Here is a 12,930-nt window from a genome sequence, read left to right as displayed (position 1 = left end):
AGAGCTTTCGGAGAGAAAGATTAGAAAACGATGAGAAAACACGAACAAGACCTCTCATCTATTCATCGTCGTCCTCATCATCCCAAGTCACCGTCATGATCTTACCGGTAATCGCATGGACTTGAATGGTCGCTTCACGGCCGTCTTCCCGCTCAATCTCCACCAGGTAGTAACGGCTGCTCTTACTCTCGCGATATTCCACGTCTTCTACCGTTCCCGGTACCTTCTCTAAAGAAAGCTTGATCGCATACTCTTTGGTAATCATCGTTGCAGGCGGTTCCGAAGTTCCGCTTTCGCCATCGGTTGTTCCCTTCTCGCCATTCTCATTGGGCTTCGTGGGAGGCGTGCTCGGATCGTCAGTCGGCTCCTTGGTTTCGCCCGGCTCCGGCTCTGGCTTCACTGGCGCTTTGTCCAGCGGTTTGATGGACACGATATCCCCTTGACGGGCATCTACCGTCATTTCATACCTCCCGGAATCGGATTGCAGCTCCATCCGGTACATCTCACCTTCCAGCGTTGCCTTTGTAATCTCACCATCCGGATATTGTTTCAATACTCCACTAACGGCTTCCTCCTGCGACATCGCCTCCGTCGAACGGTTAAACGGACTCCATACCGCATTCACGATGATCATAACGGCGACCACGATGATGACACCCAGCAGCACACTCACTTTCTTACGCATTGAATCACCTCGCAAACACATTCTGTCTTTACCGTCAGTATAGCGCAGCATGGTTAGAATTCGATGAGAAAACAGTGGGCTGCTGCAGTTTATTTCGATTCTTTAAGCCGAATGGTGGCCGATGTGCCCACGCCGGGCAGGCTGTCCAGCTCCAGATCAGCAGAGATGGCCTCTGCGATATCCTTCGCCAAGGACAAACCAAGGCCAGCGCCCCCGCCCCGGCGGGTACGAGCCTCATCCACCCGGTAGAAACGGTCGAAGACGTGCTCCAGCTCATCTTTGGCAATGCCGATTCCGCGGTCGATGACCCGAATATAAACCTCCGATGGCTTCCTGCCTACCTGGATGACGATATGTTCGTCACTGTATTTGCGCGCATTATCCAGCAGAATGAACAAAAGCTGCTTGAGCCTGCGGCTGTCCGTCCAGCCGAGAACCCCGCCATCGGCTTCGACCTCCACCGTGCGGTTATAAGCATCGCGAAATGCGCGTGCGGAAGACTCCGATAATGCCACGAGATCCACCTGCTCCAGTTCGACCTGCCATTGATCCTGATTGCGTGCTTGCAGCAGCAGCTGCTCCGTCATCTCCTTCATCCGGATCGCTTCCGAATGGATCGCTTCGACGGACTCCATGAATAGCTCCGGCCGGTCCAGACCCCGCCGCTTTAACAGACTTGCGTAGCTCTCGATGATGGTGAGCGGTGTCTTTAACTCATGGGAAGCATTGGACACGAATTGCTCCTGCCTCGCATGATTGCTCTCCAGCAGCGTGATCATGTCGTTGAACGCAGCCCCCATCTCTACCAGCTCATCCTTGGATTTTTCCTTCAGCTCGATTCGCCGGAATCGTCCGCTCTGCCGAATCTCCCGCATTGTACGGATTAAAGCCGTAATCGGCTGCACAATTAAACGCCCCAATATCCGCGTCGAAATGATGACCGGAACTAAAGCGATTGCGGTTACGGCGACCAGCACGATTCGCAGCACCTGCAGCGTCTCCATCGTGGCGGCAAGACTGCGGGAAATTTGGATGTTGTATACAGCCCCGTCGCTCCAAATGACCGGCAGTGAAACAAGCACATAACGCATTCCTTCATGTAGGATCTGCTCTACCTGCTTATTCGTGTTATAAGGAAGCTTAAGCTCATCCATATCCTCACCGGAGGAGGTTACGTAAGGAGACTTCGCCTTGCTGTCAGCCGGGACGAATTGAATCTTTCCGTCAGCCGGGACATAACTTCGCAGCAGATCGTCAATGGGAATGGTCGCAGCAGAATGCGCGATACTTTTGACAATGCTTCCCGCCTCGGCTTCCGCTTGCTCCAGCTGGCTGTCCACCGTCATTTTGCTAAACACATAGTATACGGATAAGTTCATGACAATCAGAATGGCCGCCATCAGCACCGACGAATAGAGGTGGATTTTACTGCTCAGCTTCATGGGGTCTCTTTCAGCACGTAGCCGACACCGCGGACGGTGTGAATGAGCTCCGATGTGCTGTCATGATCGATTTTCTTGCGGACGTAACGTATATATACATCGACGACGTTGGTATCGCCGTAATAATCGTATCCCCATACGGCAGCGAGAATCTGCTCGCGGTTCAACACCTGCCGTTTGTTCTTCAGCAAATAGACAAGCAAATCAAATTCACGAGGCGTCAGATCGATCCTTCTGCCATCGCGAATGACTTCCCGCGTACCTTCGTTCAATTTCAAATCCGCTGCCGTAAGCCATTCTCCTGCCGCCGGCTCTTCCGGATCCTGCTTCCCCTGGAGCCGCAGCGCAGCACGAATCCGTGCCAGCAGCTCTTCGATCTGAAACGGCTTCGTGATGTAATCATTGGCTCCAAGATCAAGCCCCGATACTTTATCCTCAACGGAACTCTTGGCTGTCAGCAGCAGCACGGCTGTATGGGAATCATGGGCACGGATCCGCCGCAGCAGCTCAATTCCGCTCAAACCGGGGAGCATGACATCCAGCAGAATTAAATCCACGTCCTGACTGCGGTATGCCTCGAGCGCATCCAGCCCGTTATCCGCCTTGGTGACCTGATAGCCTTCACTCTCCAGCTCGATTTCAAGCAAACGGGATATTTTCGCTTCATCCTCAACAATTAGTATCTTCCCGCTCACGCGCGTCCCTCCTACCGATCATTTCGAAATGGCTGTTAACCCGGAACTCGCGCAGCCCACTTGGCCGCTTGCGTAATCATCAAACGCAGCTGGGGCTGGAGAAAGGACGGCTCGTGGTGACCCGGCATCAAGAAAACCACGCGTCCGATGCCATACGTATGGCACCAGGCGGCAGGCCACTGCTTACCTTCGTATTCATAATGCAGCAGCACCGTTTTTTCCGTAAACGGACTGAATATGAACCGGTAAGGCTCCTCATCCAGCACAAAAGGCTCCACGCCTTCCGTAATATCGTGTTCGGTCTCTCCCGGAACGAAATACAGCTTCTCCATGGGCGGGTGTCCGTCAAAACGGGCACCGATCAGCTGCGCCAGCTCATAACGATTGGCCAGCGTAACGCCGTTATGGATCACGAGCAAGCCGCCGCCTCCGCTTACATAGGACAGCAGACCTGCGGTCTGCCGTGGCGAGACTCGCTCGTCCCATAGGTCGCTGTAGGCGATGCAGAGTTCGTAAGGGTAGAGATTGCTTTCATGCAGCATTTTATGATTTTCCGTGCACTGCACGGTGAACATGTCGTTCAGCAGGTGTGTCACTTGTTTATCAATGCCTTGCAGCGGATGAAACTTCGGGTGGGTGTAGCTGCCAAGCAGCAATGCCTTTCTTTTATCCATCGGTCATCCTCCTATTTACTACTCAATATTTCACATGATCCTTAGGAACATGCATGAAGAAGCTGGTCTGGAATGAAATCTCCCCAACTTCATTACGTTATATCATGACATTATTCTTGATTTTGAGCAAAGTAGCGGCCAAGCGCCACCATCATGCTGCCCATTCGCTCTTCCTCGGGAACCACCATGCGTTCAATGCCTTCCTCGCGAAGCCCCTGAGCCGTAACCTTGCCGACAGCCGCTGCCAGGACAGGCCCGCGGAACGCCTCAAGCACAGCCTCCAGCTTGCCATGGGCACGTGCATAATCCGCAAGGAAACGAAACTGGGGCGCGCTTGTAAAAGCAACCGCGTCAACCTTGCCGCCAACAATTTCGTCAACGAGTTGCGAAACATCCTCCTCCAGCGGCTGAATGTGCTTATACGGCAGGATCTGCTCTACTATCGCCCCGCGACTCTCCAGCCACTCCACCAGCTTAGGGGCAGACTCGCCATGCAGCTGAAGAATGACACGTTTGCCTGACAAGTCATGCGGTTCCAAAGACCGGATCAGCCCCGACGTACTGCCGTCATCATCTCTGACGATCGGTGCCAGCCCGCGTTTTTTCAGCGCATTTGCCGTTTTGTACCCTCTTGCCGCAATCGAGGTGCTCTGCAGCGTTTCATTCAATGTATCCAAAAGGCCCATCTGTTCGGCCGTATCATAAATGGCCTCCAGGCCGATTCCCGTTGTAAAAATCGCCCACGGCGCAGGCGCTTTGAGCCAAGCTTCGATCGAACGACGCAGTACTTCATCATCCAAAAATACGGTTCCCTGGGCCGGGCGAAGGAGCGCAGTGCCTCCCATCTTCTCCACCAGCTTGGCCATGTCTGCCGCCTTGCGCGGACCAGCCAAAGCGACGATCCGATCTTTCATATGCTGTGCCATGTTATATGCCCCACTCTCATCATTTCTAGCTTGTTCATCGTTAATCTTACAGCTTCTAGCAGTTGACTCCAGTATAAAGGCCCGGCTCCTATAGATAAAGCCACTTTGGTCTTATTCTTCAAAAAGCCCCCCTTTCCTGCCACAAACAAAAAAGCAGCAAAGGAATATAAGTTCCTTTGCTGCTTCAACATGAAATATCAGGGCATACTGCACGCCATTGAATCTATTAAATCTAAATCTTAAAGCGTGTCACCATCTCCTGCAGTTCTTCGGCTAACCGGCTTAAATCTGAAGCAGACGCACTCACTTCTTCCATGGAAGCAAGCTGTTCCTGAGAGGCTGCCGATATCGTCTGAGTCTGACTTGACGTTTGCTCCGACACCCCGCGGATATCCTCAACGGACTTTTTCGTGGAAGACGTATCTTGAGCCAATGCCTTAGCCGCCTTCGAAGTGGATCTTACCTGGTCGGACACCGTATTCACGGCCTTTTTGATCCGGGAGAAGGAGCGTCCGGTTAGGTCCGCTGCATCAACGCCGTCCGACACCTTCTGCTTGGCGGCTTCCGTCACCTCAATGGTTCGTTCCACTTCTGCCAGTATCCCTGTAATCAGCCCCGATATGTAATCTGCCGAGCTTTCCGACCTTTGGGCAAGCTTGCGGATTTCCGCGGCAACAACCGCAAATCCTTTCCCCTGCTCCCCGGCTCTCGCAGCTTCGATAGAGGCATTCAGCGACAATAGACTCGTCTCCTTAGCAATGTCGGTAATGGCCGAGGCGATACCGCCGATCTCCTCAGTCCGCTCAGACAGCTGATGGATAACACCATTCAGATCGTTCATCGCATGATCGATATCCTGCATCGTCGCTGCTGCGGTAATCACCGTCTTGTTCCCTTCCTGGGCCAATTCCTCCGTCTGGTTCATGGCCGCTGTAACCTTCTCCAATACATCCGCAATATCGTCCGCATGCCGGGATACCTGAAGGATGCGCTTCAGAATCTCCTCCGCAGCGTTCAACTGGCGTTCGCTGCCGGCCGCAACCTCCTGAATGGAAGACGTGACATGCTCGACAGCGCTTGTATTTTGCAAGGCGCTTGCGGACAATTGCTCGGAAGATGCGGAAACATTCTCCGTCATGGACTTGACCCCGTGAACCATGTCCCTGAGACTATCCACCATCTGCTGGAAGTGATCGGCCAGCTCTCCAATCTCATCACGCTTGAAGCCATTCAAACGAAGCGTTAGATCCCCCCCGCTAATGACTTCGGTCGCTTGGCGCATACGGCGGATCGGTTTAATCACAGAGCTTACATTCCAAGTCACCAGGATTAAGGCGGCTAGCAGCGAAACGCTCATGACCACCATCAGCGTATGGCGGATGCCACTAACAGAGTCGTCGACTTCCTTAACATACATGGTCCCGGCAATTTTCCAGCCGGTTCGTTCATTCGTAATGTAATTCAATTGTTTCTCGATACCGTTATGGACATAGTCAAAATGACCGGTCGGCTCCTCATACAGCTTGGAGATCCAGGTTTCTTCAGCCAACGCATCCGTCCCCGCATCATAATCGGGGTGAAACAGATATTTGTGATTTTGATCCAGCACCATCGTATAGCCTTCTTTACCTACCTGCACTTCGACCAGGCTCCGGATGCTATGGAGGTTGAGATCAATCCCCACGACGCCTTTGCCATCAGGCAGCGTCTGGGATATCGTTACTACAATCAGTGAGCCTGCGTTCGATGCATAGGGGGCAGTAATAATCGGTTGGCCTGATGCATTCATTGCGTCTTGGAACCATCCGGTTTGTCTAGGATCATAGTCCGCCGGCAGCTTATCCCCCGATGCCTTGATAATTCCGCCCTGGTCTGTACCGATAAATACGTCCACTGTATCCGGATGTAGTCCCAAGTACTGCTTCAGTGCATTGATGGTTGACCCCGCTTGGGCTTCAAGTTCCTTGTCGATTTCCGCGGACTTCATCGTTGTACTTAAATAATTCAGATCATCAAACTTCGATTGCAGCGTGTGATTAATGATCTCATTCGCCGTATCGACGCTCTGCGATGCACTGCGCAGAATTTCATCCTCGACAGTTCCCTTGGCGTCACGATAGGTGATAATACCGATGGCGCAGCTGGGCACAAGAAGCACGAGGAGGAATGTGAGGATCAGGTTTCTTTTAATACGATTAGCTCTTTTTTTCTTCATGGGTTTCTTTCCTTTCTAAACTGCAGTGACTCTCGCCTGTCTTCTACAAAAATACTCCCTTCAACTTATCGGCATCTCTTGAACCATTCATTATGTAGTGTGTATAGGTAATTAATTCCATAAAAAGAGGGGCGCCCTTGTTAAAAAGGCACCCCTCTTGGCGGCGATCAGAGATCACCGTCTATATAAAGGCCATCCATCCTGCACAGCGGAAACAAAGATGGCTGGCTCTTATAGTTCTGATTACGTTACTTCGACTGATTGGAAGGTATGAATCCACTCAGGTCTACACCAAGCCCGGCAGCGAGTCTTGCGCCATATTCGGCGTCGGCACGGTAGAAATTGCATACGGCACGGAGCTGAATATCAGATTTGACCTGGCTCAGGTCGTCAACCAGATTGCGGAGCAGATGATCCTTCTCTTGCTCCGTAAACGAACGGTACAATTCCCCGGCTTGGGTGAAATCATCCGTTTTCTCGATGCGCTGGCGAACGACATGACCGGTCAGCGGAGCTTCGCTCTCATTAACGGAAGGGTCTTCCACAGGGCCCGTTGTATAGCTGTTCGGCTCATAGTTCACCGGCGACGGATCTTGATTCACATTCATCAAGCCATCACGTTGATGATTACGCACAGGAGCATATGGACAGTTGATCGGGATCTGCAAATAATTGGCTCCCAGTCGATGACGCTGCGTATCCGGGTAAGAGAATAGCCGGCCTTGCAGCAATTTATCCTCAGACGGCTCGATGCCTGGTACCAATGCACTTGGGGAGAAAGCGACCTGCTCAACCTCTGCAAAGAAGTTCTGCGGGTTGCGATTCAAAGTCATGGTGCCGACCGTCACGAACGGGAAGCGATCCTCCGGCCAGGTCTTTGTAGGATCCAGCGGATCAAAGGATAATTCATCCATTTCCTCCGGGGACATCAGCTGCACCTGCAGGCGCCATTTCGGGAAATTCCCGTTTGCGATGTGCTCACGAAGATCACGGGTGGCGTGATTAAAGTCCTTACCCTGGACTTCGACCACTTCGTCTGCATTCAGCGTATTCACGCCCTGTGCGGATTCCCACTTGTATTTAATGTAGCTCACTTTGCCTTCGCTATTCACCCACTTGAAGGAATGGACACTGAAGCCATCCAACTCCCGATAGTTTGCTGGTGTGCCATGATCGGAGAACACCCAGGTCATCATATGCGTGGATTCCGGAGACAGCGTCATGAAGTCCCAGTACCGGCCGGGCTCCTGGATGTTGGTCTCCGGCGAAGGTTTCAAGGAATGCACCATATCGGGGAATTTGATTGCGTCCCGAATAAAGAAGACCGGAATATGGTTCCCTACAATGTCATAGTTGCCCTCCTCCGTATAGAACTTCACGGCAAATCCGCGCGGGTCGCGTGCCGTTTCGGGTGACCCTGTTCCATGAATCACCGTGGAGAAGCGAACGAACACAGGCGTTTCCTGACCGATTTCCTGCAGAAAGGCCGCTTTCGTATAAGGCTTCATGTCATTCTCCACAACAAATGTGCCGTGTGCACCTGCCCCGCGGGCATGAACGACCCGCTCCGGAATCCGTTCACGGTCGAAATGGGCGATTTTCTCGATCAGATGATAATCCTCAAGCAGCGTCGGTCCGCGGCGCCCTGCCGTTTTGGAATTTTGGTTATCTCCAACTGGAGCCCCTTGATTGGTTGTCATTCTATCCATATATGAACCCTCCATCATTTCTATAATTGATTTTAGACTGAATCTAAATTTATGAATTGATTGTATCATTGGAGAATCCATTGGATCATGATTGTCGCATGAGTGTTATATGACCCTTCTATGATCGTTATATGAAGTTCGGATGAATCCATTTTTGAGTTCGTGAATGGACAAAAAAAAGGAGGGGGATTAGTCCGCCAGGCGGTATCCCACTCCTCTAACCGTTGCAATGTATCGCGGGGCTCCCGCGTTGTCGCTCAGCTTTTTACGCAAGCTTTTGATATGGACGTCAACCACATTGCTGCCGCCCATAAAATCTGTATCCCAAATTTTGCACATCAGGTCCTCACGCGTGCATACGGCTCCTTCGCTGTCCAGCAGGAGCATCAGCAAATGATACTCTGTCTTGGTCAAATGAATAGGCGTGCTGCCCCGGTGGATGGTCATTTTATCCCGATCAATGGATAAATCTTTATAGACGAGGCCACGCATGACCTCTTCCCCACCCGACAATCCGGCAGCCGGAGAGAACAATCGAATGGTTCGCTGCACCTGATACATCATCGTATCTTTGGAACGGGCCGGCCATACCATAAGCTCTTCATTCAACAGGCTGGAGCCCGCTTTGCTCATGAGCTCCTCGCCAACCAGGTACAAGATCGGAATCGAGGAATGTTCCGGCAGCAGCAGCTCCTTCTCCTTATTGAACGCCGCCATGTTCCGGCAGCCCGTCATATCGGCGATAATCAGTCCCGTGTTCAGGGCTGACTGCAGACGCGGTTCCCATTTACGGAACATCATCACCTCGAAGCAGTTCTCCGTCAAGGTCATGAACATTTCGTTCACCCGTCCCGGGGAACGGCTGATCAATGCAGCCCGCAGCGTTGTGGGACAAGCATCCCCGATTGCCATCGGCGACTCCGGACGAACATACAGATTGCCGGATTGGAAATCCGGAAACGCATAGACCTTTCCCAGTTCCGTCATTTCTTCCGTTTGATTTGACATTCTGGACACACCCCCCCGAATACGACGTGAGCATGATGGATAACGTAGTTGGTTTCACCGGCTACCGTAGCAGCCCAATCCTCTGGCACCTCCGTCATGACCTCGTCCACTTTCCCGCAAACTTCACAAATAATATGTTGATGCTCGTCAGTACGGGCATCGTACCGACTCGCGCTCTCGCCCAGCTTCAATTCTCGGATCAGCTGCTTATCCGTCAAATAACGCAGGGAATTATAAACCGTCCCGTACGCCAAATTATAACCTTTCTCCACCAGTCGGTTCATGATATCCGCAGCAGTCGGATGATCATGCGATTCCCGAAGGACATCGTACACCGCTTGGCGTTGTGTCGTCAGATTTAAAGATTTCAAGGTATTCACCCTTTTAATTTATTTTTAGATCAAGTATAAATCCTATTCTCTCCAAGGTCAACAACCCGTGCCGAAATCGCTGCTGGTAATCTTTAAGATTTCTTTAGATTCAATTAAAAATTCCTTTAGCTTGTTTGGCTAGAATTAGAACATACATACACGATGAATTGTATAATCCGCCAAAGGAGGCGATCGAGCGCCATGGATTCCATAGCCAAGCATCCCCGTCAATTTCCGTCATCCCCTGATTTATCCCGGAAGCAAACCGGCACGCTTCGAACCAAACGAATACGCCGCAAGGGGCACGCACGTTTAAGTCTGCTCCTACTACTGTTTGTCGCCATTCTGTTGGTTGTGTTCATCGCAAGGATATTTATTCCGCCTCCCATCAAAGCCAGTTCGGCCATCCTGATTCATGCGGATACCGGCCGCGTGCTCTATGCGATGCATGCCGATCTCCCCTTACCTCCCGCGAGCATGTCCAAAATGATGACAGAGCTGCTGGTGCTGGACGCCGTCCAATCCGGGCAGCATGCTTGGGAAGAGAACGTACCGGTCAGCCGCTATGCGGCAGAGGTGCCCGGTTCAGGCATCGGTATGCATGAAGGCGAACGTTACACGCTGAAGCAGCTGTTCGAAGCACTCATTATCCATTCGGCCAATGATGCGGCCGTAGCTATTGCGGAGCATCTCAGCGGGTCGGAGGCCCGGTTCGCGGAGACCATGAATGAACGAGCGAAGGAAATCGGCCTTTCGGACCGCACCGTATTCGCCAATGCATCCGGTTTGCCTGCCGCTGACCTTCTTCCCTTTGCCGAAGCGGCCTCCGACGGCGATACCGTCATGACGGCCAGGGATTCAGCCATGCTGGCCAGATGGCTGGTCAACAAACATCCGGATCTGCTCGAGGTAACCAGCCAGCGCGATTTGCCTGTTCCGCAGAAGAAGCTTTCCCTGCATACCACCAATCTCATGCTACCCGGCGAACCGCATTCTTACGAAGGTAATGACGGATTTAAGACCGGATACACCCGCTCTGCCGGTTATTGCTTTACCGGGACTGCGTCGCGTGGCGGAAACCGGCTGATTTCCGTCGTGATGGGGACCGGGAATGCCGATCAGCGGTTTACGGAAACTCGGAAACTGATGGATTACGGATTTGAACGTCAAGGTATTCTTTCGAATCTCCTATCCGGCCTTTTTTAATCATCGTCATCATAGAACTCACGATTTTGAAGGCCAAGCTGCACTTTATGGGCTCCATTTAGGGTACACTGTTCGTAAGGAATGATCATTTCCAATGGGCGGATTTACTGGAGGATAATTTAATGAGAAGTATATTAATCGTAGATGATGATAAGGAAATTTCCGGGCTGATCTCCATCTATCTGGAGAATGAGGGTTACCGTGTGATCCAAGCCCATGACGGGGAGGAAGCACTGCTGGCCATGACCACCAATAACGGGACGGTGGATCTCGTAATCCTGGACGTCATGATGCCTAAGCTGAACGGGATTGACACCTGTCGCAGAATCCGGGAAACCTCGTCCATACCCATCCTGATGCTGAGCGCCAAGAGTGAGGACATGGATAAAATACTGGGGCTGATGACCGGCGCGGATGATTATATGATTAAACCGTTCAATCCGCTGGAGCTGACGACGCGCGTCAAAACACTGCTGCGACGCTCCACTCTGTACAATGCCGAACTGCATCGGGAGGACAGCGAGCGGATCGAGATTGATGGGCTCGACATAAACCGGACAACGCATGAAGTAACGGCCAATGGCAAAGCAATCTCTCTGACGGCAAGAGAATTCGAGATTCTGTATTTGCTTGCCCGCCAGCCGGGGAGAATCTTTAGCGCCGAGGATATCTTCCAGCAGGTCTGGAAGGAGAAATATTACGTATCCAATAATACAGTCATGGTTCACATCAGCAACCTGCGGGACAAGCTCGAGAGGGAGCTGGGTTATAAGCTCATTCAAACGGTATGGGGCGTCGGGTACAAAATCCATGCGTAAGCTGCAGTGGAAGATCATTACACTGTTCTTTGCCAGCGGAGCCCTGACCTTGGCCATACTGTTCATCGCGCAGCAGATCTTCCGATTGATCGGCCGGGAATACTGGAAGGAGCCCTGGGTAAACACCCTTTTCAGAGTTGATCGTACGTTGGAGGATTTCTTCGGTTTCCCCATCATCCCGACGATCATCGGCATCGTGCTGTTTATCTGTATGGTGCTCCTCCTGAGTCAAGGCACCATTCGTCAAATCAATCAGTTAATGGAGGGTACAAAGCGTTTGGCGAAGGGCGAATTGGATCAAGAGATTATCGTTAGCTCCAATGACGAACTGGGCCTGATGGCAACGCAAATCAATCAAATGGCCAAGCAGCTCAAGCTATCGCTGGCGGAGGAACGCATGGCCGTCCAGTCCAAGAACGAGCTTATCAGCAACGTATCGCATGATCTGCGGACCCCCCTCACCTCCATCATCGGGTACTTGCGACTGGTCAATGAAGACCATTACAAGGATGAGGTCGAGCTCCGGTATTATACCGATATCGCGTACGATAAGTCGCTGCGCCTAGGCGGACTCGTGAACGATTTGTTTGAATACACACGGATGGGATACTCCCCGATGAACCGGGTTGACATTAATTTGGTGGAGCTGCTCGCACAGTTGGCCGTAGACTTTTCATTAACCGGGCAGCAAGAAGGAGTTCAGGTCGTCTTCACACCTGAAACGGAGAAAATCATGATCTCCTCGGACGGGGATAAACTGATGCGCACCTTCGAGAATCTGCTGTCCAATGCGGTACGGCACGGACGGGATGCCGGGCGGGTGGATTTGAAAGTATCTCAGGACCCGAATTTTGCCGTCGTACAGGTCATCAATTACGGTCCTCCGATCCCTCAGCACGCAATCCCCCATCTGTTCGAGCGGTTCTACCGGGCGGATGAATCGCGCACTGATCAAACCGGGGGCTCCGGGCTTGGCTTGGCTATCGTAAAAACCATCGTGGATGCCCATCACGGCACGATTCAAGTGACCAGTACTACGGAGCTGACGATGTTCGAGGTTCGTCTACCTTTAGAGGCTCCTGAGAATTAACAAAATAAAACATTTAATATTCGACATACAATTCCATTTTCCGATAAAATAGGGGGTGAATGTCTTCATCGCCTTGCCGCCCTTGCGCAAG

General features: G+C 51.9%; 12 protein-coding genes. 3 read left to right on the top strand and 9 right to left on the bottom strand.

The window, feature by feature from the left end; translation table 11 throughout:
* Positions 1 to 58: 58 nt before the first annotated feature.
* The 9 genes from ACETK5_RS29475 to ACETK5_RS29435 all read right to left on the bottom strand — a co-directional run bounded on the left by ACETK5_RS29475 (position 59) and on the right by ACETK5_RS29435 (position 9,725).
* Positions 59 to 685, bottom strand: a complete 627-nt coding sequence (locus ACETK5_RS29475; protein ID WP_100541009.1) for a PepSY domain-containing protein — start codon at positions 683 to 685, stop codon at positions 59 to 61.
* A gap of 89 nt (positions 686 to 774) precedes the next feature.
* Positions 775 to 2,127: a sensor histidine kinase gene (locus ACETK5_RS29470; protein ID WP_394059445.1), complete on the bottom strand. Its 1,353-nt coding sequence runs from the start codon at positions 2,125 to 2,127 to the stop codon at positions 775 to 777.
* The gene (locus ACETK5_RS29465) at positions 2,124 to 2,822 is read right to left on the bottom strand and encodes a response regulator transcription factor (protein WP_127594376.1); all 699 of its coding nucleotides are present in this window, start codon (positions 2,820 to 2,822) and stop codon (positions 2,124 to 2,126) included. The genes ACETK5_RS29470 and ACETK5_RS29465 overlap by 4 nt, the downstream gene beginning before the upstream one ends.
* Before the next feature lie 35 nt (positions 2,823 to 2,857).
* A complete protein-coding gene (locus ACETK5_RS29460; protein WP_100541012.1) occupies positions 2,858 to 3,496 on the bottom strand; it encodes a ThuA domain-containing protein in 639 nt (212 codons plus the stop codon).
* A 110-nt stretch (positions 3,497 to 3,606) separates the two neighbouring features.
* A complete protein-coding gene (locus ACETK5_RS29455) occupies positions 3,607 to 4,422 on the bottom strand; it encodes a uroporphyrinogen-III synthase (protein WP_100541013.1) in 816 nt (271 codons plus the stop codon).
* A gap of 232 nt (positions 4,423 to 4,654) precedes the next feature.
* Positions 4,655 to 6,637 (bottom strand): methyl-accepting chemotaxis protein, encoded by a 1,983-nt coding sequence (locus ACETK5_RS29450; protein WP_100541014.1) that lies wholly within the window; start codon positions 6,635 to 6,637, stop codon positions 4,655 to 4,657.
* A 248-nt stretch (positions 6,638 to 6,885) separates the two neighbouring features.
* On the bottom strand, positions 6,886 to 8,346 hold the full coding sequence (locus ACETK5_RS29445) for a catalase (RefSeq protein WP_100541015.1): 1,461 nt from the start codon (positions 8,344 to 8,346) through the stop codon (positions 6,886 to 6,888).
* A gap of 189 nt (positions 8,347 to 8,535) precedes the next feature.
* Positions 8,536 to 9,354: a winged helix family transcriptional regulator gene (locus ACETK5_RS29440; protein ID WP_100541016.1), complete on the bottom strand. Its 819-nt coding sequence runs from the start codon at positions 9,352 to 9,354 to the stop codon at positions 8,536 to 8,538.
* On the bottom strand, positions 9,330 to 9,725 hold the full coding sequence (locus ACETK5_RS29435; RefSeq protein WP_009590342.1) for a Fur family transcriptional regulator: 396 nt from the start codon (positions 9,723 to 9,725) through the stop codon (positions 9,330 to 9,332). Before ACETK5_RS29435 ends, ACETK5_RS29440 begins: the two co-directional genes overlap by 25 nt.
* Before the next feature lie 201 nt (positions 9,726 to 9,926).
* Between ACETK5_RS29435 and ACETK5_RS29430 the strand changes: the two genes are divergently transcribed.
* From ACETK5_RS29430 to ACETK5_RS29420, 3 genes are all read left to right on the top strand, one after another.
* Positions 9,927 to 10,931: a D-alanyl-D-alanine carboxypeptidase family protein gene (locus ACETK5_RS29430; protein ID WP_100541017.1), complete on the top strand. Its 1,005-nt coding sequence runs from the start codon at positions 9,927 to 9,929 to the stop codon at positions 10,929 to 10,931.
* A 122-nt stretch (positions 10,932 to 11,053) separates the two neighbouring features.
* Positions 11,054 to 11,749 (top strand): response regulator transcription factor, encoded by a 696-nt coding sequence (locus ACETK5_RS29425; protein WP_100541018.1) that lies wholly within the window; start codon positions 11,054 to 11,056, stop codon positions 11,747 to 11,749.
* The gene (locus tag ACETK5_RS29420; RefSeq protein ID WP_100541019.1) at positions 11,742 to 12,839 is read left to right on the top strand and encodes a sensor histidine kinase; all 1,098 of its coding nucleotides are present in this window, start codon (positions 11,742 to 11,744) and stop codon (positions 12,837 to 12,839) included. The genes ACETK5_RS29425 and ACETK5_RS29420 overlap by 8 nt, the downstream gene beginning before the upstream one ends.
* Positions 12,840 to 12,930 lie beyond the last annotated feature (91 nt).

Source organism: Paenibacillus ilasis (assembly GCF_043195395.1).
In the GTDB taxonomy this organism is placed as follows: domain Bacteria; phylum Bacillota; class Bacilli; order Paenibacillales; family Paenibacillaceae; genus Paenibacillus_AQ; species Paenibacillus_AQ lautus.
This window is presented reverse-complemented; position numbering and strand designations above follow the sequence as displayed.